Origin of the sequence: Brachybacterium saurashtrense, from assembly GCF_003355475.1 — a bacterium.
Lineage (GTDB): Bacteria > Actinomycetota > Actinomycetes > Actinomycetales > Dermabacteraceae > Brachybacterium > Brachybacterium saurashtrense.
On sequence record NZ_CP031356.1, the window covers coordinates 1,333,715 to 1,356,661 of the forward strand.

The 22,947-nt window shown below is 73.6% G+C and carries 16 protein-coding genes and 1 pseudogene; 6 read left to right on the plus strand and 11 right to left on the minus strand.

What is annotated here, in order from left to right; translation table 11 throughout:
* Nucleotides 1–34: 34 nt before the first annotated feature.
* Together DWV08_RS06090 and rpsT are read left to right on the plus strand one after the other, a co-directional pair.
* The gene (locus DWV08_RS06090) at nucleotides 35–673 is read left to right on the plus strand and encodes a type II toxin-antitoxin system PemK/MazF family toxin (RefSeq protein ID WP_115412982.1); all 639 of its coding nucleotides are present in this window, start codon (nucleotides 35–37) and stop codon (nucleotides 671–673) included.
* A gap of 344 nt (nucleotides 674–1,017) precedes the next feature.
* Complete coding sequence (gene rpsT / locus DWV08_RS06095) at nucleotides 1,018–1,284, plus strand: 30S ribosomal protein S20 (protein WP_115412983.1); 267 nt, start codon at nucleotides 1,018–1,020, stop codon at nucleotides 1,282–1,284.
* Between the two features lie 122 nt (nucleotides 1,285–1,406).
* Here rpsT and holA read toward each other — a convergent pair whose 3' ends face one another.
* The 8 genes from holA to DWV08_RS06135 all read right to left on the minus strand — a co-directional run bounded on the left by holA (nucleotide 1,407) and on the right by DWV08_RS06135 (nucleotide 12,277).
* Nucleotides 1,407–2,393, minus strand: coding sequence for a DNA polymerase III subunit delta (holA, locus tag DWV08_RS06100; RefSeq protein ID WP_115412984.1), 987 nt, complete (start codon nucleotides 2,391–2,393; stop codon nucleotides 1,407–1,409).
* 34 nt (nucleotides 2,394–2,427) lie between these two features.
* Nucleotides 2,428–4,788, minus strand: coding sequence for a ComEC/Rec2 family competence protein (locus DWV08_RS06105; protein WP_115412985.1), 2,361 nt, complete (start codon nucleotides 4,786–4,788; stop codon nucleotides 2,428–2,430).
* Nucleotides 4,785–5,603 carry a ComEA family DNA-binding protein gene (locus tag DWV08_RS06110; RefSeq protein ID WP_115412986.1) on the minus strand — a complete coding sequence of 273 codons (819 nt, stop codon included), beginning with the start codon at nucleotides 5,601–5,603 and terminating at the stop codon, nucleotides 4,785–4,787. Before DWV08_RS06110 ends, DWV08_RS06105 begins: the two co-directional genes overlap by 4 nt.
* Before the next feature lie 108 nt (nucleotides 5,604–5,711).
* A complete protein-coding gene (locus DWV08_RS06115) occupies nucleotides 5,712–6,398 on the minus strand; it encodes a vitamin K epoxide reductase family protein (RefSeq protein WP_115414929.1) in 687 nt (228 codons plus the stop codon).
* Nucleotides 6,399–6,449: 51 nt separating this feature from the next.
* Nucleotides 6,450–7,442: an NAD-dependent epimerase/dehydratase family protein gene (locus DWV08_RS06120; RefSeq protein WP_115412987.1), complete on the minus strand. Its 993-nt coding sequence runs from the start codon at nucleotides 7,440–7,442 to the stop codon at nucleotides 6,450–6,452.
* Complete coding sequence (locus DWV08_RS06125) at nucleotides 7,439–10,039, minus strand: alpha/beta fold hydrolase (protein ID WP_420897514.1); 2,601 nt, start codon at nucleotides 10,037–10,039, stop codon at nucleotides 7,439–7,441. The genes DWV08_RS06120 and DWV08_RS06125 overlap by 4 nt, the downstream gene beginning before the upstream one ends.
* Before the next feature lie 104 nt (nucleotides 10,040–10,143).
* A complete protein-coding gene (locus DWV08_RS06130) occupies nucleotides 10,144–11,175 on the minus strand; it encodes a 3-oxoacyl-ACP synthase III (RefSeq protein ID WP_115412989.1) in 1,032 nt (343 codons plus the stop codon).
* A gap of 106 nt (nucleotides 11,176–11,281) precedes the next feature.
* Complete coding sequence (locus DWV08_RS06135) at nucleotides 11,282–12,277, minus strand: sugar phosphate isomerase/epimerase family protein (protein WP_115412990.1); 996 nt, start codon at nucleotides 12,275–12,277, stop codon at nucleotides 11,282–11,284.
* 97 nt (nucleotides 12,278–12,374) lie between these two features.
* Here DWV08_RS06135 and DWV08_RS06140 point away from each other — a divergent pair, with 97 nt between their 5' ends.
* Nucleotides 12,375–12,983: a thymidine kinase gene (locus tag DWV08_RS06140; RefSeq protein WP_115412991.1), complete on the plus strand. Its 609-nt coding sequence runs from the start codon at nucleotides 12,375–12,377 to the stop codon at nucleotides 12,981–12,983.
* 61 nt (nucleotides 12,984–13,044) lie between these two features.
* Here the strand turns inward: DWV08_RS06140 and DWV08_RS06145 are convergent, their stop codons facing one another.
* Nucleotides 13,045–13,461 (minus strand): hypothetical protein, encoded by a 417-nt coding sequence (locus tag DWV08_RS06145; RefSeq protein WP_115412992.1) that lies wholly within the window; start codon nucleotides 13,459–13,461, stop codon nucleotides 13,045–13,047.
* 383 nt (nucleotides 13,462–13,844) lie between these two features.
* On the opposite strand from DWV08_RS06145, the gene DWV08_RS06150 reads away from it, so the two are divergent.
* A complete protein-coding gene (locus DWV08_RS06150; RefSeq protein WP_420897513.1) occupies nucleotides 13,845–17,324 on the plus strand; it encodes a bifunctional proline dehydrogenase/L-glutamate gamma-semialdehyde dehydrogenase in 3,480 nt (1,159 codons plus the stop codon).
* 47 nt (nucleotides 17,325–17,371) lie between these two features.
* On the opposite strand, the gene DWV08_RS06155 is transcribed toward DWV08_RS06150, so the two are convergent.
* The gene (locus tag DWV08_RS06155) at nucleotides 17,372–18,760 is read right to left on the minus strand and encodes a UTP--glucose-1-phosphate uridylyltransferase (RefSeq protein ID WP_115414930.1); all 1,389 of its coding nucleotides are present in this window, start codon (nucleotides 18,758–18,760) and stop codon (nucleotides 17,372–17,374) included.
* Between the two features lie 138 nt (nucleotides 18,761–18,898).
* Nucleotides 18,899–19,717 (minus strand): annotated as a pseudogene (locus tag DWV08_RS06160) (DUF817 domain-containing protein); the annotation flags it as partial.
* Nucleotides 19,718–19,845: 128 nt separating this feature from the next.
* Between DWV08_RS06160 and metG the strand changes: the two are divergent.
* Both metG and DWV08_RS06170 read left to right on the plus strand, forming a co-directional pair.
* On the plus strand, nucleotides 19,846–21,648 hold the full coding sequence (gene metG, locus DWV08_RS06165; RefSeq protein WP_115412994.1) for a methionine--tRNA ligase: 1,803 nt from the start codon (nucleotides 19,846–19,848) through the stop codon (nucleotides 21,646–21,648).
* A gap of 63 nt (nucleotides 21,649–21,711) precedes the next feature.
* Nucleotides 21,712–22,932, plus strand: a complete 1,221-nt coding sequence (locus DWV08_RS06170; protein WP_164740398.1) for a Fic family protein — start codon at nucleotides 21,712–21,714, stop codon at nucleotides 22,930–22,932.
* Nucleotides 22,933–22,947 lie beyond the last annotated feature (15 nt).

Below are 22,947 nucleotides of genomic sequence, written 5' to 3' on the forward strand. Positions count from 1 at the left end.
CGCCGTGGCGCAGAACGCGCAGGAAGCGATGCCCATGTCCCTGGTCGACCGATTCACCTCCGCCCTCCGCAGCGCGGCCCGCTCCCCCGCGGTGCGCCGCAGCGCGCGCGGCCTGGGACGCGCGGCGCTGCGCTCCCTGCGCGAGCAGCGCCGCGCCCCCTCCGACGGCCGGGCCGTCGCGCATCCCGGCCGCTCCGGGAACGCCGACGCCCCGGCCGAGGACTCCCCCGCCCTCGCCGACCGCCGGCGCGGCGGCGCCCTCGCCCTGGAGTACACCCCGCACGCGGACGGCCGCCCCGATCCCGGCGAGGTGGTGTGGGCCTGGGTGCCCTACGAGGAGGACATCACCCAGGGCAAGGACCGCCCGGTGCTGGTGATCGCCGAGGAGGCCGCCGCCTCCGGCGGGTCCGACGGCACCGGCGAGGTGCTGATCGCCCTGATGCTCACGTCCCGGGACCGTGCGGCGAGCGGCGGGACCACCACCGACGAGCACGGCGCGACGTGGGTGGACATCGGCGCCGGCGACTGGGACAGCCGGGGCCGTCCCTCCGAGGTGCGCGCGGACCGGCTGCTGCGCCTCGTGCCCGCTGCGGTGCGGCGGGAGGGCGGGCGCCTGGACCGGACGCGCTACGACCGGGTCGCGACCGCGGTGCGGGACGTGCACGGCTGGTGAGTGGCGCAGGCTCCCGTCGACACCCCGACGGCCGGTGCGCCCGTCCCGTGCGGTGCCGCACCGGAGACGCCGCAGGAGGCGCCGCAGGAGACACGCCGCACACAGGACGCGGTCCGGCGCTCCTGCTCTGGTAAGGTTTCGGACCGTATGTGTGACATACCGTTCGGTGTGCGCATGACGGAGTCCCGCCGTGTCAGGGGCGCCGTTTCGTGCGACCCGGGCGAGTACCCGTGGCAGCGACCCGGTGTCGACGTCTCCAGGCGAATCCCCACCGCCGTCCCCGTCGGCCCCGTTCCTCGGCCGCCTCGGATGATCCACCGCAGCAGCACAAGAGAAGAGTCTTCGTGGCAAACATCAAGTCCCAGATCAAGCGGAACGCGACGAACGAGAAGGCGCGCCTGCGCAACCGTGCCGTCAAGTCCGAGCTCAAGACCTACACCCGCAAGGTGAAGGCCGCCGTCTCCACCGGCGATGCCGAGGTGGCGGGCGAGGCGCTGAAGGCCGCCTCCCGCAAGCTCGACAAGGCCGTCTCCAAGGGCGTCATCCACAAGAACCAGGCCGCGAACCGCAAGTCCGGTCTCGCGAAGCTGGTCGCGGGCGTCGCCAAGTGACGTCTCCCAGCCTCTGAGCTGACGCCCCGTTCGGCGGGGTGGCCGAGGAGCCCGGTGCGCAGCGATGCGCACCGGGCTCCTCGTTGTCCGGGCGGTGCCCCGGCGTGTGCCGGCGCGCCGGCTCAGCGGGCGCGGCGGGCGCGGCAGATCCCCATCACCATCCGCTGCACGGACCACTGCGGGTCCCGTCCCGCCCCCTTGACCTCGTGATCCGCACGCGCCACGGCCTCCAGGGCCCGCGCCAGGGAGCGGTCGTTCCAGCTGTGCGCCTCACGGCCCAGGTTGCGCAGCATCCAGTCCGGCATTCCGAGGCTGCGCGGGGTGGCGCCCGGGGCGGAGACCTTCGCGAGCGAGCGCATCTTCGAGGCGACCGCGGCGACGATCGGGACCGGGTCCGCACCGGCCAGCTGGGCCTGCTGCAGCAGCTGGAGCGCCTCCTGCTCGCGCCCGGCGATCGCGGCATCCGCGACGGCGAAGGCGGTGGACTCCACGCGTCCTGCGGTGAGGGCGTGGACGTCGGCGACGGAGACCTGCGCGGCCTGCTCGCCGGGATCCGGCGTGGTGTCCTCGATCAGCTGACGGCTGATCGCGGCGAGCTCGGCGAGATCGGTGCCGAAAGCGTCCACGAGCGCGACCAGCGCCTCGGGCTGGATCCGGCGCTGGGCGCGGGCGAACTCGGCGGCGACGAAGGTCTGCTTGTCGCCGGCGCGCTTCACGGGGCTCGCGTCCACCCGGGGCACCCCGGCCTTCTTCAGCGCGTCCAGCAGCTTTTTGCCGCGATTGCCGCCGCGGTGGACGAGCACCAGCGTGACATCCGGCTCTGGCGCCTTCAGGTAGTCGAGCAGCTCGCCCACCAGAGCGTCCGGTGCGGCCTGCAGCTCGGGGACCAGCACCAGGCGCGGTTCGCCGAACAGCGACGGGCTGGTGACCTGGGTGAGGGCGCCGGGGCCGAGGGCGTCCCCGGAGAGGTCGTGGATCTCCACGGACGGATCCGCCTCGCGCGCCAGGGCGCGCAGGCGCTGGACGGCACGGTCGGCGATCAGGGACTCGGTGCCGTGGATCAGCACGATCGGGGCCGGAGCGACGCTGTGCCACTCGACATCGCTCACGGAGAGCTCCTCACTGGTCGGGGACCGGTCGATCCTATCGGGCCGGACCCACGCGGCGGGGCGCGGTGCCGTCCGCCGGCAGCACCACGGTGCCGTGCACGTCGCTGCGCAGCACCTGCGCGCCGGTGGAGCGCACCAGGTCCAGCGTCTCCTGGGTGGGATGGCCGAAGTCGTTCTCCCTGCCCACCGGGATCAGGGCCAGCGCGGGATCGAGCTGTGCGTACAGCGGGACGTGCTGGAACCGTGAGCCGTGATGGGCCACCTTGACGATGTCCGCAGGCCCCGGGGAGCTCGCGGCCAGTGCCTCCTGTCCGGCCGGTTCGAGGTCCCCGAGGGCGAGCAGTCGGGTGCCGTCCTCCCACACCGCCTCCACCACCACGGAGCAGTCGTTGGCGGCGTCGCCCTCGCCCCCGCCCCGTTCGGCGGCGCCGGCGCGCCGGGCCTCCTCGGCGGAGACCGGCCACAGCACGTGCAGGGCGAGGCCGGGGCTGCGCCAGGTCTCCCCGGTGGTCGCGACGGCGACCGGCGCGCCGGGCACCACCTGCTGGGCGGCCTCGGGCAGCGGGCAGGTCCACTGCAGTGCCGGGGCGCGACCCGCGGACAGCGCCGCGCGCCCGCCGGTGTGGTCGGCGTGGGGGTGGGTGAGCACCAGCAGGTCGATGCTCGCCACCTGCAGGCGATCCAGGCAGGCCCGCAGCGCCTCCGGGTCCGGCCCGGTGTCCACCAGCACGGTGGGCCCCTCCCTGCCGGCGCCGTCGGGGCGCAGCAGCACCGCGTCCCCCTGCCCCACGGCGCACATCGCGACGGTCCACTCCCCCGCGGAACGGACCGGCAGCAGCCGTGCCCCGCCGGCCGAGAGCGCGGCGACCAGGACCCCCGCCACGGCCCATCGCACCAGCGGACGATGCCGCCCGGCGACGGCGAGGGTCACCCCCGCCAGGACGCCGAGGGCGAGTACCACCCCGGCGGGACCCTCCGGCACGGCGATCCTGGCACCGGGCAGGGCGTCGGCCGTGCGGGCGATCAGCAGCACCAGGTGCGCTCCCCCGGCCGCGGCGGTCCACAGCAGCGCGCCCGCCGGAGGCCATGCCGCGCCGATCAGCAGCGCCACCATCCCGAGCACTGTGGTCGGGCCCACCAGCGGCGCCACCGCCATGTTCACGGGGACGGACCAGAGCGAGACCTCGGGCGCGAGCAGGATCAGCACCGGGGTGCACGCCAGCTGGGCCACCAGCGGCACTGCGAGCACCAGCGCGGCCGTGCGGCCGACCCGCTGACCGCTCAGCTCCACGAGCGCCGTGGCCAGGGGCGGTGCGGCGACGAGGATCGCGGCGGTGGCGAGGGCGGAGAGCAGGAAGCCGATCGAGGCGGCCGTGACCGGGTCCAGCACGGACCACAGGGCCACGGTGAGGGCGAGCGCCGCGACCGGCGAGGCCTTCACCCCGGCGAAGCGGGCGGCCAGCAGCGGAGCCGCCATGGTCGCGGCGCGCTGCACGCTGGGCTCGTCCCCGACCAGCCCCACGTAGCCGGCCGTGACGATCCCTGCGGCGAGGATCCGAGGGCGTCGACGCACCCCCATCAGCAGCAGGGGCCCGAGCACCGCCGCGAGCACGAGCGCGATGTTCGCGCCGGAGACGGCCACCAGGTGGCTGATCCCGGCGCGGCGCATGATCTCCTCCGAGCGTTCGGAGAGGCCGCGGGTGTCCCCCGTGGTCATGCCGCGCACCAGGGCGGCCTCGTCGGCAGGCAGGTGCGCGGTGGTGTCCCGGGCGCCCTCCCGCAGCCCATGCCGCAGCGCCTGCGCCCGACCGGCGGCCCCGTCCCCCGCCACCACGTGCACCTCGCTCGCGCGCACGATCACCAGCGAGCCGCTGGTCGCCACGCGGCCACGCACCCGCGCGCGGTCGCCGTCCCGCACCCGGGAGAGGTCGCGGGCCGTGCCGTCCTCGGCGCGCACCAGCACGGGAAGGGAGGCCGGCAGCCGCACCTCGTCCCGGCCCGTCCGCGCCGGGCCGCTCACCGTGCGCGCCCGCATCTGCAGGCCGTGGCGGGACCACTCCGGCCCGCTCTCCGGCGCTGCGGGGTCCGCCGCGGCGACGACGGTGAGCTCGACGACCAGGCCGTCGGCGGCGGCCCGCTCGAGGGCCTGGTCGGTCTCGCCGTGGCGCTGCAGCGCGGGGAACAGGAGCACCGCGGCGAGCACCACGATGCCCAGGTGGGCGAACAGCCCGCGCGAGGTGCTCCCGGGACCGGCGAGCATCACCGCGGTGAGTCCCAGGGCCACGAGCACGGCGCCGCCCGCGATCGCCGCCGCGGTGCCGGCGCTCACCCCCAGCACCGCCAGCGCCCACACACAGGTGGCGCCGGGCAGCAGGCGCAGGTCCGCCCGGGTCACACCGTGGCCCTGTCGCGCAGCTCCTCGAGGGTGGCCGGCCCGATCCCGGAGACGTCCAGCAGGTCCTCCACCGCGGCGAAGTGTCCGTTCCGCTCCCGGTGCTCGAGGATGCGCTGCGCGATCGCCGGGCCCACCCCCGGCAGCTCCTCCAGCTCCGCGGCGCTCGCGGTGTTCAGGTCGATCGGTCCGCCCTCGCCGCCGGCGGCTCCGTCGTCCCCCGCGGCCGGAGCCCCGGGGCCTGCGCTCGGCGGCGCCTCCTCCCCCGGCCTGGGCACGTGGATCTGCTCCCCGTCCGCGACGGGCCGCGCGAGGTTGATCGCGCCGAGGTCCGCCTCCTCGACGGCTCCGCCGGCCTGCTGCAGGGCGTCGTCCACCCGTGATCCCGGCGGCAGATGCACGATCCCCGGGGTCGCGACGGCACCGGAGACGTGCACCACCAGCTCCTGCTGCGACGGGCCGGTCGCGGCGCCGCCCGAGGAGTCGCCGCTCCCGCCCGCGGCGGATGACGGCCCCGCCTCCGCCTCCTGCGCCGGGGAGGAGGGGGCGTCATCGCTCTGCGTCTCCGCGACGGGGACGGACGAGGGAGGATCCACCGGCACCGCGGAGCCCGTCCCCGACAGATGCACCACCCCGAACCCGATGAGCACCAGCACCGCGATGCCCACCAGGGCGGAGGGTGACGGCGCCGGCAGCGGGAGCCGACGGGACGGCGCCTCCTCGCCGTGATCGCGGCGCTCGATGAGCGCCTGGCCGGCGCGGCGGTGGCGTCCCGCCCTGCCGCGACGGCTGCGCTCCCACCCCTGATGTGCTCCCATGCCCGCGAAACTAGACGCGCACGAACACCCCGAGCGAGGCACCCTCGCACGATGGGGACGGGCGGCCCCTGGGGAGGAGAGGTGGTGCGGTGCCTCGCAGCACGTCGCTCAGCCGAGGCCGAGCATCACCAGCCACTGCGCCCGGAACGCCAGGGCGATCACCACGATCACCAGCAGGTACCACAGCAGGGTGAGCACCACCCAGCGGCGCAGCACCGCGGCGAGCGGGGCGGGGACGGGCAGGTCGCCGCTCTCGATCGTGCGGGCCAGCGTCGCGAAGAACATCGGCGCGGTGACCGACCAGATCACCATGCACCACGGGCACAGCGCCCGGATCACGAAGAGGGTGGAGATCGCCAGGAAGTGGACGTACCCGAACGCGAACGTCATCCCGCCCAGGCGGGCCCAGCGGAACCAGGCCGGCAGCGCGGTGCGCGAGAGCATCAGCGCGCCGATCGCCCCCATCAGCGCGAACCCGGCCAGGCCGATCGCCATGTTCGGGATGCCCAGCGCCGAGGACTGCCAGGTCATCATCACGTTGCCGCAGGAGATGAACGGGTTCACGTCGCAGGAGAGGCTCGCGCCCGGATTCGCGAGCAGGAACTCCTTGCCCACCTGCAGCTCGAGCGAGGCGATCCAACCGATCAGGCCGCCCAGCAGCAGCACCAGCCCGGTGAGCCGCTGCCCGGCGCGGGCACGGCTGCTGCGCTCCGCGGCGAGCTCCGCATCGATCTCGGCGAGCATCGCCTCGTGCTCGGCGGCGCCCCGCTCCTCGGGGGTGGGGGTTTCGGTCATGGCGGTCACCGTGGCTTCCGTGCAGGGGTCGGGTCGGGACGGAGCGGACGCTCAGCCCACCGGGTGCTCGCGGAACCAGGCCGCGAGGCGGGCATTGCCCTCGTCCATGCTCACCGCGGGCTCCCAGCGCAGCCGCTCCCGGGTGCGGCGCTGGTCGAACCAGTGCGCGGTGGACATCTGCTCGGCGAGGAACTCCGTCATCGGCGGCTCGTCGTGCCCCGGTCGCGCCTCCCACACCCGCTCGATGAGGCGCCCCGCCACGCGGGCCGCCGCTCCGGGCACGCGCAGGCGCGGCCGCGGCACGCCGGCCGCATCGCACCAGCCCGCGAACACGTCGCGCACCGTGCGGGGCTCGCCGTTGGAGACCACGAAGCTCTCCCCGTGCACATCCGCGATGCGGTCGTGCGCGGCCACGATCGCGTCGGCCGCATTGCTCACGTAGGTGGTGTCGATCAAGGCCATGCCCTGGTCCAGCAGCGGCAGCCGGCCGCGCCGTGCCCGATCCACGATCCTGCCCACCAGCTGGGTGTCCCCCGGCCCCCACACCACGTGCGGGCGCACCGAGGTGACCTGCAGGCCGTCGCGGCCGTCGGCCTCCATCGCCAGCAGCTCCGCCGCGGCCTTGGTGCGGGCGTAGGGCCCGCGCGCGGCCGACGGGTCCGCGGCCGTGGCGTCCGCGCCCACGATCGCGCGGCCCAGGTGCGCGACCGACGGCGAGGAGACGTTCACCAGCGCGCCCCCGCCCTGGGCGCGCAGCGCCTCCAGCACGTGCCGCGTGCCCTCGATGTTGATCGCCCGGTACTCGTGCTCCGGGCCCGAGATCGAGACCTTCGCGGCGAGGTGGATCACCGCATCGGCGCCGTGCACCGCCCGGCGCACGTCCCCGGCGTCGACGAGCGAGCCGGTGACGTCCTCGACCCCGTCGATCCCCGCGGGGCGGCGCTGGAAGGCGCGCACCGTCGCACCGCGGTCCCGCAGCGCGGTCGCGACCGCGCCGCCGAGCATCCCCGAGGCGCCGGTGACCAGGATCGTCGGCGCGGTCACAGGGCCTCCGCCCGCTCCCCGCGCAGCGTCTGCTCCGACCAGCGCGACAGCGCCGCCCGGTCGATCTTCGAGTTGTGGCGGATGTCGGTGGGAAGCGCGCTGGTGGTGAACACCGCCACCACCTCCGCGCCCGCGCGCTCGCGGACGCTGCGGCGCACCGCCTCCTGCAGGGACGCCTCCGCGGGACGGGGCCGTCCCGGCTTCCCCGGGCGGTAGCCCTCGTCGGTCTCGAGAATCACCACCACCTGCTGGGTGCCGCGGGGGCCGACGGCGGCGGCACCGGCGCGGCGCACCGTGGGCACCGCCTCCGCGGCGTCCTCCACCACCACCGGCGTGAACGGGCCCTGGGCGGTGGAGAGCACGTGGCCGGCACGCCCCTCGATCCACAGCCGCCCCTCGGCGTCCAGATGGCCCACGTCCCCGGTGGCGTGCCAGCCCTCGAAGCGCATCGAGGTGTGGGTGGTGCGCCACAGCATCAGGTAGCGGTCGCGCACGTGCGGGGCGCGGATCAGCACCTCGCCGATCGCGCCGGGCTCCTCGGTGATCTCGCCGGTGGTGCGGCCCAGCTCGTCCATCACCGCGATCGCGATCTCCACCCGCGGGACCGGCCGGCCCACGCACACCCCGGCGCCATCGCCGGCCGCCTCGATGCCCTCGAGGTCGGTGGCGGCGACGGCCAGGCACTCGGTCATGCCGTACGGGGTCAGGGCGCGCGCCTCGGGCATGAGGGTGCGCAGCTCGCGCAGCAGCTGCGCGGGGATCGGGGCGCCGGCGGAGAAGAAGCTCGCCGCCCCGGCCATCGCGGCGCGGCCCTCGTCGTCCAGCTGGTGCGCGGTCTCGATGATGCTGCGCAGCGCGGCGGGGGCCGTGAACACGGCCGGCCGTCCCAGCGCGGCGATCGCCTCGGCCAGCGCGGGGGCGGTGAGATCGCCGGGCCGCATGATGTCCATGTCCGGCACCACCGTGGGCGCGCCGAGCGCGGGGCCCAGCAGCGCGAAAGTCGCGAAGCCAGCCACCAGGCCGCGCTCCGGGGCGAGATCGAGGGTGTCCCCCACCGCTGTGAACATCGCGCCCAGCTGGGCGTGGGTGAGCACGGCGCCCTTGGCGGGGCCGGTGGAGCCGGAGGTGAACAGGATCGCCGCGTCCGCGTCGGGCGCGGGCTGCGGCGCGTCCAGCGGCGCCCCGAGCTCGCGCATCATCGCGCCGGAGCGGGCCAGCTCGGCGATGGAGGTCTCCACGCCGAGGGCGACCCGATCCACCGTGGGCAGCTGCTCGACCGAGAGCCTCCGGCCGGGCCAGCCCAGGGCGCGGGCCCCTGCCAGGGCGCGGCGGATGCCGATGAACCAGTCCGGATGGGAGCCGATCACGGCGCGGGTGAGCCCGGCCGTCCCCAGGCCGGCGTCCGCCACCACGGCGACGGCGCCGATCCGGAAGCAGGCGTAGAGCACGCCGGTGAGATCCGCGCCCGGGGTGATCAGCAGGCTCACCCGGTCGCCGGGCCGCACCCCGTGGGCGAGCAGACCGGCGGCGATGTCGTCCACCCGGCGGTCCAGCAGGGACCAGGAGATCTCGCGGCGCTCCCCGTCGTCCGTGCCCAGCTCCACCACGGCCGGTCGGTGCGCGTGCAGCGGATCGTGGGCGAGCTCGGTGATGCGTGCGCCGACGGGACGCGTCGGGGCGGGCTCCGCCCAGGAGGAGACGGGCCGCCAGGCGGGAGCGGCGGTGCGCGGCTCCTCGGCGGTGCCGAAGGTGGTGTGCAGCCAGTCGGCGACCAGGCCCGCGACGTCGGCGTCCTCCCACACCAGGTGGGAGGCCTTCTCGAAGCGGTGCACGTCTGCGTGGGGGACCCGCTGGATGAGGTCCCGCAGGAACCTGTCCGAGAAGGTGATGTCCTTGGGCCCCCAGGCGAACAGGGTGGGGACCTGCAGTCCGGCCAGCCCCTCGGCGACCCGCTCCAGGGTGGGGCGGGAGGGGTGATCCGCGGCGGCCGGGATGTCGGCGACGAACTGGTCGATGCCCAGGCGGCGGGAGCGTCGGCGGTAGGGCGCGAGGTACGCGTCCTGCACCTCCTGCGGCAGCGCGGGCTTCGACAGCGAGAGGGTGGTGCGCAGGAAGGCGTCGGTGAGCGAGGTGGACGCGGTGCGGAACCCGGGGGCGGTGGCGAGCTGCAGCGCCTTGGGGAGGGCCTCCTCCAGCTTCTGGTGCACGCCGGTGTTGGTGAGGATCATCCCGGCCACGTCGTGGCGGTTGTCCAGCGCCCAGCCGGCGGAGATCAGACCGCCCCAGTCGTGGCCCACGGTCACCACGGGGCCGCGCAGCGACAGCGCGTCCGTGAGCAGGGACAGGTCCGTGATGCGGTCCTGGTAGCGGCGGGTCACGCCGGTGCGCTCCGAGTACCCCATCTCCAGCTGGTCCACCGCGATCAGCCGCCAGGGGATGTCCTCCCGCACCAGGGAGCGGAAGAGGAAGGAGTAGGTGGGGTTGCCGTGCACGGCCAGCAGCGTGCCGCGCGGGGTGATGCCGCGCTCGGCGAGCAGCGGGCCGGAGTCCAGCAGGTGCCAGCGGCGCACCTCGCCGGTGTGGTCGCGCACCTCCATCGTGCGGTGCAGGCGCGGGTCCACGCCCGGCTGCGGCGGGATCTCCTGGGCTGCCGGGTCGCTCGCCCGGCGGCGGCCGATGCCGCGAATGCTGCGGGGGCTGTTCACCACTCGACCTCCATCATCGCCGTGTTCAGTCCGGAGCCCACACCCATCAGCAGCACCCGCTGCCCGCGACGGATGTCGTCCTGGACGTGCGCGAGCGCCATCGGCACCGCTTCCGCGGCGACGTTGCCCCAGTCCGCCAGCGTGACCGGGATCCGCTCCATCCCCACCCCGGTGATGGTGGAGAAGTTGCGGATGTACACGGAGGAGACCTGGTGCGGGATCACGTAGTCGAGGCTCTTGAAGTCGTACCCGGCCTCGTTGGCGCCCTTCCAGGTGTCCAGGATCAGCTGGATCCCGTTCTCCAGCAGCCCCGCGGAATCCGTGCGCATGTCCTGCATGTTCGCCACGCACAGCTCATGGTGCTCGGTGCCGGCGCGGGACTGGGTGTGCTTGAGCCGGTGGCCCTCGGGGTGGACGTCCGCCGGGCCCAGCACGGCCGCCGCGGCACCGGAGCCGAGGGTGAGCGAGGCGAACTGGTTGTTGAAGTCCGCGCGGGTGGAGCTCTTCGCGTTCAGCCGCTCCACGGTGCCGCGCTGCACCTCCTCGACGTCCTCCGCGCCCACGATCAGGGCGTACTTGATCTGGCCGGAGTCGATCATCCCCGCCGCCATCGTCATCGCGTTGACGAAGCCCAGGCAGGCGTTGGTGATGTCGAAGTTCATGCAGCTCGAGGGCATGCCCAGCGAGTGGTGGATGCCGGTGGAGACGGCGGGCTCGAGGTGCTGGCGGGACACCGAGGCGTTGATCAGCAGGCCCACCTGGTCGCGCATGATCCCGGCCTTGGCCATGGCGCGCTCGGCGGCGAGCACCACGCCCTGCTTCCAGCCGTTCTCGCGGTCGCGCCACCAGCGCCGCTCGTAGACGCCGGCCACGCGCTGCAGCACACCCTTGGGCAGGCGCAGCCGCTTGCGGGCCGGGGAGAGCATGTCGTCGATCTCGTCCGAGGTGACCGTCACCTGCGGGACGGTCATCTCCACCGCCAGCAGAGACGTGTTCGTGTGGACGATCCCTGTGTTCCCGTTCCCCATCAGCGTGCGCTACCTCGTCGTTCCGTGTGGCCGTCGTGGTGCCGGGTCGCCGCAGCGCCCCCGGCACATCCGTGCGCCATTGTCACACCTGCCCCTGGGGACTCCCTCACGGGGTGGTGGATCCCACGTCCGTCCCGTCCTCGCCGTCGGGCCCGCCGTCCTCGCCGTCGAGGTGATGGCCCAGATGGTGCCGGGCGAAGGCGAGGCTCTGGCGCAGCGTGCGCTCCCGGATCTCGGCGTTGCTGCTGGTGGTGACCTCCAGCAGCACGGACCCCTCCCAGCCGCGGTTCGCCAGGCGGCGCAGCACCTCGGCGCAGGGCTGGTTGCCCTCGCCGGGCGGCAGGTGCTCGTCCTTGGTGGTGCGGCCCGAGCCGTCGGTGAGGTGCAGGTGGCTGAGTCGGTCGCCGAGGCGCTCGATCATCTCCAGCGCATCGTCTCCCGCGGTCGCCGCGTGGGAGAGATCCACGGTGACGTGGCGGTAGTCCTCGTCGGTGGGGTCGTGGTCCGGGTAGTAGTTCAGCAGCTCCCGCACCCCCAGCCGCCACGGGTACATGTTCTCCACGGCGATCGCGATGCCGTGCTCCTCCTCCAGGCGGGCCACGCCCTCCACGAAGCCGCGGGCGTACTTCCCCTGCCAGCGGAACGGCGGGTGGGCCACGATCGTGGCCACGTCGAGCTCACGGGCGATCTCGAGCGTCCGCTCGATCTTCACCCAGGCGTCCTTCCCCCACAGGCCCTGCAGGAAGAACAGCGTGGGCGCATGGAGGGAGAGGATCGGCAGCTCGTAGCGCTCGGAGTACTCCCGCAGGATCTCCGGGTCCTGGCTGTCGCGCGGGTAAGAGACCATCACCTCCATCCCGTCGTACCCGATCTCGTGGGCGAGCCGGAACGCCTCCTCCACCCCCGCCGGGAACACCGAGGAGGTGGACAGTCCCACCGGAATCCGGCGCTGCGGATCCTGGTCGCTGCGCGGGTCCCCGGCGGTGAGTCGACGGGAGAGCTTCTCCCGCGCGGTGCGGTGCGCGCTGCTGGGCCGCGTGTACGGCTTGCGGGTGCCGGGACGCGGCGCCTCCGCCGAACGATGGTCACGACGTGGGCTCACGGCTTCTCCTCGGGGTGGACGGGCGTGGTCAGTATGCAACAGGGCGGCGCCTACACTCGCAGGCGTCCCGACCGCGCCCACCCTCGGAGCCCCACGCATGGCCAAGCTGCACTTCAAGTACGGAGCGATGAACTCCGGGAAGTCCGACACGCTGATCAAGACCGCCTACAACTACGACGAGCGCGGCCTGGACACCCTCACCGTCAAGCCGGCGCTGGACACCAAGGGCGAGGACTGGGTGGTGGCCCGCGGCGGGGCCCGACGGCGGGTGGACGTGCTCGCCGCGGAGGGCGACGACCTGCGCGCACGGGTGAACTCGACGGCCGACGAGCGCGACCTGCGTCCCCTGCACTGCGTGCTGGTGGACGAAGCCCAGTTCCTGGAGCCCGCGCAGATCGACGACCTGTTCCGGATCGCGAAGCTCGATGGCGTCTCGGTGATCTGCTACGGGCTGCGCACGGACTTCCGCACCGCGATGTTCCCGGGGGCGCGGCGCCTGGTGGAGCTCGCGGACAACATCGAGAAGCTGCCCACGATGTGCCGCTGCGGCTCCCAGGCGGAGTTCAACTGCCGCGCCGTGGACGGTCGCTTCGTGTTCGAGGGCGCCCAGGTCGCGATCGACGGCGCGCAGACCACCTACATGTCGCTGTGCGGCCCGTGCTTCATGCAGGAGGAGGCGCGGGCCGGCGTCCACGTGCTGGGCTGAGCGGACCGCACGGTCGGGAGCGTCGGTCCCCGGCCGTGCGGCGGGACCGCGGAGGCCCGCCTCAGGTGCTGAGGGGGCGGTCCTCGCCGAGCTCGGCGTCGCCGCCGGCATCGGCCGTGCCCGCGGAGTCCTCGGCCATCGCGGCCGCGTCCTCGTCGAGCCCGTCGGCTCCGGTCCCGTCCGCCTCGGTGCCGTCGGCGGAGCTCCCGGAGAGACGCTCGCGGGCGGCGCCCGCGGCCCCGGCGACCGCGCCCTGCGCCGTCGCCGCCACCTCCGGCCCCTTCTCCCGCACCGTCTCGGCGGTCTCCTGCGCGACCCGCGCGGTGGTCTCCCGCGCCTGCGCGGCACGGCGCTGCACCTCGGGGTCCTCGGCGACCCGGTGGGCAGTGCGCTCGAGGGATTCATACGGTCCGCGGCCCGCACGGGAGCCGATCACGAAGCCGATCGCGAGTCCGGCCAGGAAGATGACCTTCTTCATCACTGCCTCCAACGTCGTCGGTGTGCCTGCATCGTGCCACAGCCCGGTGAACGGGCGCGGGCGCGCCGACCGACCGGTCCCTCCGCCGGCCCCGCGCATCCGTCCCGCCGGTGCCCCGGGGGCGGGCCGCCGACGCCCTCTCGGCGACGGGATCAGGAGCGCGAGGAGGACGCGTTCCGGGTGAGCTCCGGGGCCTGAGTCGGGTTCGTCCCACTTCGGTCCCGCTTCGGTCACAGAACCTCCACGAACCGGGCCCTCCGGCGGCCTCGACCGCCCCGCGGAGGACATACGATCGAAGCGCGCGGCATGCCCCGTCGGCGCAGCAGCCCCACAGCCCCACAGCCCCACCGCACCGTCGCGGTGCCCGTCCTCGAGGAGGATCCCTGTTGTCGTCCGTGCCCGCCCCGCACTCCCCGCACCAGCCCGACCCCGGCGCCATCCCCTCCGCCGAGGAGGTCGCCGCGCAGGTCCGCTCCTGGGTCGACGCCGCCGCCGCGCACCCCGTGCCGGGACCGGCGAAGATGCTCTCCGACCTGCTGCAGGATCCGAAGGGACTGGACTTCACGCTCGCCTTCGTGGACCGGGTGATCCGCCCCGAGGACCCCCGCGCCGCCGCCGTCGAGCTGCGCCGCCTCGCCCAGGACCCGCCGGCGTTCCTCCCCGCCCCGCTGCGACGCGTGATCGGCCTCGGCGGCGCCGCCTCGGGCCTCGCCCCGTCGGTGGTCGTCCCCACCGCGCAGGCCGCCATGCGGCGGATGGTGGGGCACCTGATCCTCGACGCCCGGCCCCGGCCGCTGACCGCCGCCGTCCAGCGCCTCACGGCCGACGGCACGAAGCTGAACATCAACCTCCTCGGCGAGGCCGTGCTCGGTGCGCAGGAGGCGGCCCGTCGCCTCGAGGGCGTGCGCGAGCTCGTGGCCCGGGAGGACGTGGACTACGCCTCGATCAAGGTGTCCTCGATCGTGGACCACCTGCCGCTGTGGGCGGCCGACGAGACCGTCGAGCACATCGTCGAGACCCTGCTGCCGCTGTACCTCGAGGCCGCCCGCGGCGACCACCCCACGTTCCTGAACATGGACATGGAGGAGTACCGCGATCTCGAGCTGACGCTGCGCGTGTTCGAGACCCTGCTGGACCGCCCCGAACTGATGTCCCTGCAGGCCGGGATCGTGCTGCAGGCCTATCTGCCCGACGCCCCCACCGCCATGGCCCGGGTGCGCCGCTTCGCGGAGCGCCGCGTGGCCGCCGGCGGAGCGCCGATCAAGGTGCGCCTGGTCAAGGGCGCGAACCTCGCGATGGAGCAGGTGGACGCCTCCGTGCACGGGTGGACCCAGGCGCCGCTGCTGTCCAAGGAGGCCACCGACGCCCAGTACAAGCGGATGCTCATCGAGGCCCTCCACCCCGACCGGCTCGAGGCGGTGCAGCTCGGCGTGGCCGGGCACAACCTCTTCGACGTCGCCTTCGCGCACCTGCTGATGCGGGAGCGGTCGATCCCCGCCGGCCCCGGCCACGGCGTGGAGTTCGAGATGCTCGCCGGGATGGCGCCCGGGCAGCAGGCCGTGGTCCGCGAGGCGACCGGGACGATGCGGCTGTACGTGCCGATCGTGCACCCGCGCCACTTCGACGTGGCCGTCTCCTACCTGGTGCGCCGTCTCGAGGAGAACGCCTCCTCGGAGAACTTCCTCTCCGCCGCCTTCGAGCTCGACACCTCGGAGCAGCTCTTCGCCCGCGAGCAGGACCGCTTCGCGCGAGCGCTCGAGCAGGCGCTGCGGGAGACCTCCCTGCCCACCCACCGCGACCAGGACCGCGGCGCGGAGGTGCGGGGCGCGGCCGGTCCGCTGCCGCTGGGCTCCCCGGCCGTGCCCGCCGTGCCCGGCGCGTTCCGCAACACGCCCGACACCGACCTCTCCACCGCCGCGAACCAGGCGTGGGCCGCCCGGATCACGCACCGCATCCGCGGCTCCGAGCTGGGGCAGGCGGAGGTGCGCGCCGCCCGCCTGGAGACGGTCGAGGCCGTGGACTCCGTGCTCGCCACCGCCGTGGCGGCCCAGCCCGCCTGGGAGGCGCTCGGCGTCGAGAAGCGCGCGATGATCCTGCGCCGCGTGGCCGGGACCCTCGCCGCGCACCGCGGCGAGCTGCTCGAGGTGATGGCCTCGGAGACCGGCAAGACCCTCGAGCAGGGCGATCCGGAGGTGAGCGAGGCGATCGACTTCGCCCTCTACTACGCGGAGCAGGCCGAGCAGCTCGCCCGCCGCACGGACCTGGTGGGCCGGGCCCGCCCGCTCACCCTGGTCACCCCGCCGTGGAACTTCCCCGTGGCCATCCCCACCGGCGGCGCCCTGGCCGCACTGGTCACCGGCAGCGCCGTGGTGATGAAGCCCGCGCCCCAGTCCCGTCGCTGCGGCGCCCTGATCGGGCGCCTGCTGCACGAGGCCGGCGTGCCCGAGGGCGTGTTCACGCTGGTGGACGTCCCCGAGAACGAGGTGGGGCGGGCGCTGATCGCGGATGAGCGGATCTCGCAGCTCATCCTCACCGGCGCCTCGGACACCGCCGCGATGTTCGCCTCCTGGCGCCCCGAGCTGCGGATCCTCGCCGAGACCAGCGGCAAGAACTCGATCATCGTCACGCCCCAGGCCGATCTGGACCTCGCCGCCCGGGACGTGGCCGCGAGCGCCTTCGGCCATGCCGGGCAGAAGTGCTCGGCGGCGTCCCTGGTGATCACCGTCGGTTCGGTGACGCACTCCCGCCGCTTCTCCGCCCAGCTCGCCGACGCGGTGCTGAGCCTGCACGTGGGCGCCCCCACCGATCCGACGGTGCAGATGGGGCCCGTGATCGAGCCGCCCGGCGAGAAGCTCCGCTCCGGTCTAACGGAGCTCTCCGACGGCGAGACCTGGCTCTCGAGGCCCCGGCAGCTGGACGAGGAGGGACGCACCTTCTCCCCCGGCGTGCGCACCGGGGTGCAGGAGGGCTCGCCCTTCCACCTGACCGAGTACTTCGGCCCGGTGCTCGGCGTGATCCACGCCGAGACCCTCGAGGACGCGGTGCGGATCCAGAACGGCACCGCCTACGGCCTCACCGCCGGCCTGCATTCGCTGGAGCCCGCGGAGATCGCCTGGTGGACCGAGCACGTCGAGGCCGGGAACCTGTACGTGAACCGCGGCATCACCGGCGCGATCGTGGAGCGGCAGCCCTTCGGCGGGTGGAAGCGCTCCGCGATCGGGCAGACCGCGAAGGCCGGCGGGCCGAACTACCTCGTGCACCTCACCGACTGGGCCGACGCCGGCGACGTCCCCGATGCGCTCGTCGATCCCGAGCAGTGGCTGGCGGAGGCGCGCCACAGCGACCGCGAGCACTGGGCCACCACCTTCGCCCCGCGCGACGTGCAGGACCTGCACGGAGAGATCAACGTGCTGCGGCACCTGCCGCTTCCGGTGATGGTGCGCGCCGCCGCGGGCACCTCGGGGCAGGAGCTGGCCCGCGTGCTGCACGCGGCCGCCACTGTGGGCGCGCCGGTGGAGGTCTCCGTGGCGGAGGAGTCGCTGGGCGACGTCGCGCTGGAGAACGGCGTGGACGCCGCGTCCGTGAGGGTCGAGGGGGTCGACGTCTTCGCGGCGCGGGTGCCGAGCCTCGCGCCGTCCCGGATCCGCCTGATCGGGGAGGCCGACGACGCGCTGCGGCGCGCCCTCGCCGACCGCATCGACGTGGCCCTGTTCACCGGGGTGGTCGTGGCCAGCGGACGGGTGGAGCTGCTCCCGTTCCTCCACGAGCAGGCGATCAGCGCCACGGATCACCGCTACGGCAATCCGCTCCCGCACCGCCTGGACCTCACCGGCGGGAAGGGGTGGGCCCGGGGCCGGGACTGAGCGGCGCCGGGGCGGGGGAATCCCACCCCGCCCCGGCCCGCTCCGGCTCAGCTCGTGGTCGCGGTCCCTACGCGGGCGCCCTCGGGCACCTCGCCGCCCTCCTCGCCGAGCACGGCGTCGCCGATCACGGAGACGTCCGCGCCGAAGGTCCAGTCGCCCTGGACATCGAGGCTGGAGGCCTCCTTCAGCGAGGGGACGCCGTAGGGGAAGCGCGGCTCGAAGTCCTGGATGAGCTTGTAGGAGTCGGACTGCAGCGACACCGTGGGCACGGCCCCCACCTGCTGCACCAGGGCTGCGCGCTCGTCGAGGGTGTACGCGTCCGAGCGCACCAGGAGCAGGTCCGAGGTCGCCTTCACCGGCAGGAAGCGGTCGCGGCCCACCACGATCGCGGTCGCGCCGTCGAACACCTCGATCGCGGCGCCCATCGCGGACTCGATCTGGTACACGGGCGTGGAGGACTTGTCCGAGGGGTCGACCGTCTTCTCGTTGCGGATCAGGGGCAGACCCATGATCCCCTTGCGCTCCTCGAGCACGGCCGCCATCTGCTCGAGATCGAACCACAGGTTGTTGGTGTGGAAGAACGGGTGGCGGTGCTCGTCGGTGAAGTACTCCATCTCCTCCGCGGGCGTCTGCGCGGTGTCGCGCAGGATCAGGCGTCCGTCGGACTTGCGCACCGCGAGGTGGCCGCCCTTGCGGTCCGCGGGGGTGCGGCGGCACAGCTCGGCGGCGTAGGGCGCACCGGTGGAGGCGAACCAGGCGGCCAGCACCGGGCTGGGCACGGTGCCGAGGTTGTCGGAGTTGGAGACCGAGGCGTACTTGAACCCCGCGTCCAGCAGCTGCTGGAGCAGTCCGGAGGTCTGCAGGGCGGTGTAGATGTCGCCGTGGCCGGGCGGGCACCACTCCAGCGCCGGGTCCTCGTCCCAGGTGACCGGGGTGAGGTCGTCGGTGCGGAGCTTGGGCTCCTTGTTCTGCAGGAAGTCCAGCGGCAGGTCGCCCACGGGCAGCTCGGGATACTTCGCGAGGACCTCGAGGGTGTCTTCGCGGGTGCGGAACGAGTTCATGAACAGCAGCGGCAGGCGCGATCCGGTGCCGCGGCGGGCGGCGAGGACCTGCTCGACGATGATGTCCAGGAAGCTCTTGCCGTCGCGGACGGGCAGCAGCGACTTGGCCTGGTCCAGACCCATGGAGGTGCCGAGCCCGCCGTTGAGGTTGATGATCGCGAGCTGGTCGAACACCTGCTTCGCGTGCGCCGGGTCGATCGAGACGTCCTCGAGCCGGGGCGGCTCGAGGTAGGGCTCGATGGTGTCCTCGGGGATCGTCCCGGTCACCCCGTCCTCGAGCTGACCGTAGTAGTGGGAGAAGACGTCGATCGCGGTCTGCGCGACCCCGGCGTCGACCATCTTCTGCTGCGCGGCGGCGAGTCCTTCGTTGCTCATGGTCACAGGGTATCCACTTCTCCCCGTCCCACCGCACCGTTCGCCACGTCCCCGCGACGCTCCGACGGCGGGCGGGGATGTCACGGGATGTGTCTCCCGCGGTCGGTGCACGAGGGTGACCAGCACGACGGAGACGAGCATCAGCAGCAGCCAGGAGACGAACTTCGCGGGGGGCACCAGGTGCCAGCCGGACTGCTGGTGCGGGTAGATCCAGGCGCCGGCCGCGGTGCCCACGTTCTCCGCGATCCACAGCAGCAGCGCCACCCCGAGGAAGGCCACCACGACGGGCAGGCGCCTCCACGGGGCACGGCGATGGCTGCGGAAGGACATCACGCAGCGCCCGTACAGCAGCAGCATCGCCCCGAGCAGCACCCACCGGGCATCGGGCAGGTAGTGGTGGGTGAAGAAGTTCGCGTAGATCGCGGCGGCGAGCACCGCCGTCGCCCACCGCGGCGGGTAGCGGGTGAAGCGCAGGTCGAACAGGCGCATCACGCGCACCATGTAGGAGCCGACGGCCGCGTACATGAATCCCGTGTACAGCGGCACCTCTGCGATCCGCAGGAGGCCGTCGGCCTCGTACGCCCAGGAGCCGACCGCGGTCTTGAACACCTCCATCACGGTGCCGACGACGTGGAAGACCGCGATCACGCCCATCTCCCGCAGGCTCTCGAGACGCAGGGCGAGCATCGCGACCTGCACCGCGACCGCCGCGAGGACGAGCGCGTCGGCGCGCGCGAGCGGCGCATCGTCCGGGTACAGCAGCCGTGCACCGACCAGCAGTGCGAGCATCACCGCTCCGAACACGCACGCCCAGGCCTGCTTGAGGCCGAAGGCGACCAGCTCCACGAGCCGGTGCCGCCACGCCCCGTCGGCGCTCGCGTGGGCGGCCGTGCGTCGCTGCGCCCACTCGTCGATCCGCTCCTCGAGCGGGGTGAAGGGAACGCGGCCGGTCATCATCCGCCCAGTCTCGCCGTGCGATGCGGAGGTTCTCGCGAGGAGTCGGGAAGGAACCGGGCAGAGAGCGGGGAGCTGTCGAGGAGGCGCGCGGGCCTCGCCCCGTCCCGCCTCCCCTAGAATCGGATCCCATGAGCACAGTCCTGTCCGCGGTCGCCTGGCCGTACGCCAACGGTCCCCGCCACATCGGTCACGTCGCCGGCTTCGGCGTCCCCTCCGACGTCTTTTCCCGCTACATGCGGATGGCCGGCCACGACGTGCTCATGGTCTCCGGCACCGACGAGCACGGCACGCCGATCCTGGTCGAGGCCGACAAGGAGGGCATCACCGCTCGCGAGCTCGCCGACCGCAACAACCGCCTCATCGTCGAGGACCTGGTGGCGCTCGGGCTCTCCTACGACCTGTTCACCCGCACCACCACGCGCAACCACTACCAGGTGGTGCAGGACATGTTCGTGTCCGTGCGGGACAACGGCTACATGCTCGAGAAGACCACCTCGGGGGCGATCTCGCCGTCCACCGGGCGCACCCTCCCGGACCGCTACATCGAGGGCACCTGCCCGATCTGCGGCACCCCCGGGGCGCGCGGCGACCAGTGCGACGCCTGCGGCAACCAGCTCGACCCCACGGACCTCGTCGGTCCCGTCTCCCGCATCAACGGCGAGACCCCGGAGTTCATCGAGACCTCGCACTGGTTTCTGGACCTGCCGGCGCTGGCCGGCGAGCTGGGCCGCTGGCTCGACGAGCGGGAGGCGACCGGTCTGTGGCGCCCGAACGTGATCCGGTTCAGCCAGAACATCCTCGAGGACATCAAGCCGCGTGCGATGACGCGTGACATCGACTGGGGCATCCCGGTGCCGGGCTGGGAGGACCAGCCCAACAAGCGCCTGTACGTGTGGTTCGACGCCGTGATCGGCTACCTCTCCGCCTCGATCGAGTGGGCGCGCCGCTCCGGCGACCCGGAGGCGTGGCGCCGCTGGTGGAACGATCCCGAGACCCTCGCCTACTACTTCATGGGCAAGGACAACATCGTCTTCCACTCGCAGATCTGGCCGGCGGAGATGATCGCGCAGAACGGCCAGGGCGACAGGGGCGGCGCGCCGGGCCGCTTCGGCGAGCTGAAGCTCCCCACCGAGGTCGTCTCCAGCGAGTTCCTCACGATGGAGGGCAAGAAGTTCTCCTCCTCGAAGGGTGTGGTGATCTACGTCCGCGACGTGCTCGAGCGCTACCAGCCCGACGCGCTGCGCTACTACATCTCCGCCGCCGGCCCGGAGAACCAGGATGCGGACTTCACCTGGGTGGACTTCGTTTCCCGCACCAACAACGAGCTCGTGGCGGGCTGGGGCAACCTGGTCAACCGCACCGCGGCGATGATCGCCAAGAACGTGGGTGAGATCCCCGCCGCCGGCGCGCTGGAGGAGATCGACACCGCCCTGCTGGACCAGATCCGCACCGGGTTCACCACCGTGGGCGGTCTCATCGAGGCGCACCGGCAGCGCGCCGCGATCGCGGAGATCATGCGCCTGGTGGGCGAGGCGAACGCGTACGTGTCCCGCACCGAGCCGTTCAAGCTGAAGGCGGAGGAGCAGCGCCCGCGCCTGCTCACGGTGCTGCACGTGCTCGCCCAGGCGGTCACGGACCTCAACACGATGCTCGCCCCGTTCCTGCCGCAGTCGGCCAACGCCGTGGAGCGCGCCCTGGGCGGCGAGCGGGAGATCGCGCCGATGCCGCGGATCGAGGAGGTCGAGGATCTCGACGGCGGGCCGTCGTACCCGGTCATCACCGGTGACTACACCGCCGTGCCCGCCTGGGAGCACCGCCCGGTGGTGGTGGGACAGACGGTCGTCAAGCCCACGCCGATCTTCGTGAAGCTGGACCCGAAGATCGCCGACCAGGAGCTCGAGCGCCTGGAGGCGGAGTCCGGCGACGCCTGAGAACTGTGCCCCGCAGCGTCCGTTGATAACACTTCCTGAGGAAAGTGTTACTACACTGAGGGAATGCGCACAGTTCCGTCTCCCCTCCCGGTGGCGCCGGTAGAGCACCGTGCCGGCACGTGGACGGTGCCCGAGGACGGCCTCGCCTCGCGTGCGGCCCGGGCGCGGGGCTCGGGCCCGTACGAGGCGACGCTCCCCGCAGTGCTGGCCGGTCGGGCTCCGTACGCGCCGACGCTGCCGAGCGACCTCGCGGCCGATGTCGCCGACGCCGAGAACGCGCTGACCGCCTTCGACGCCCACGCGATCGCCCGCCTCGGCGCCGACGACCCGGCCCTCGGGCCGATGAGCTCGATCCTGCTGCGCACGGAGTCCGCCTCGTCCTCGCAGATCGAGGATCTCACCGTCGGGGCGCGACAACTGGCCCTCGCGGAGATCGACGAGTCACGCAGCGCGAACGCGCGCACCGTGGTCGCGAACGTGCGGACGATGGAGGCCGCGCTCCGCCTCGCCGATCGTCTCGACCTCGAGGCGGTCCTCGCCCTCCACGCGGAGCTGCTCGTCGGCAGCGCCGGCGCCGGCAGTCTGCGCCGCCAGCTGGTGTGGGCGGGCCGCAGCGGCCTGAGCCCTCTCGGCGCCGTGCACGTCGCCCCGGAGGCGGAGGACGTCCCCGCCGCGATGCGCGACCTGCTGGCGTTCCTGGAGCGGGACGACCTGCCGATCCTCCTCCACGCCGCGATCGCCCACGCCCAGTTCGAGACCATCCACCCCTTCACCGACGGCAACGGCCGCACCGGGCGCGCCCTCGCGCACGCGATGCTGCGCGGGAAGGGGCTGCTCACCACTACGGCGCCCGTCTCGGCCGGGCTGCTCACCGAGCTGTCGGCGTACACGGACGCGCTGACGGCGTACCGCGCCGGGGATGCGCGGCCGATCGTGGAGGAGTTCGCTCGTGCCGCGCGCTACGCCGCGGCCACCGGGACGCGCCTGGTGGACGCCCTCTCCGCCCAGCTCGCGGAGGATCGCGAGCGTCTGCGCGGGGTGCGCCGTCACGCCCTGGCATGGAGGGTGCTCCCGCTCCTGATCGGCCAGCCGATCGTCACCGCACGGCACCTCCAGCAGGTCCTCGACGTCCCGGCGATGACGGCGCAGCGGGCCCTGGCGCAGCTGACCGATGCCGGCGTGCTGCAGGAGGCCACCGGCCGCACGCGGAACCGCGTGTGGCAGCACGCGGGCGTGCTCGCCCTGCTCGACGACTACGCCGCCGAGGTGCGTCGCGCCGGCTGAGCGGACCGCACGGTC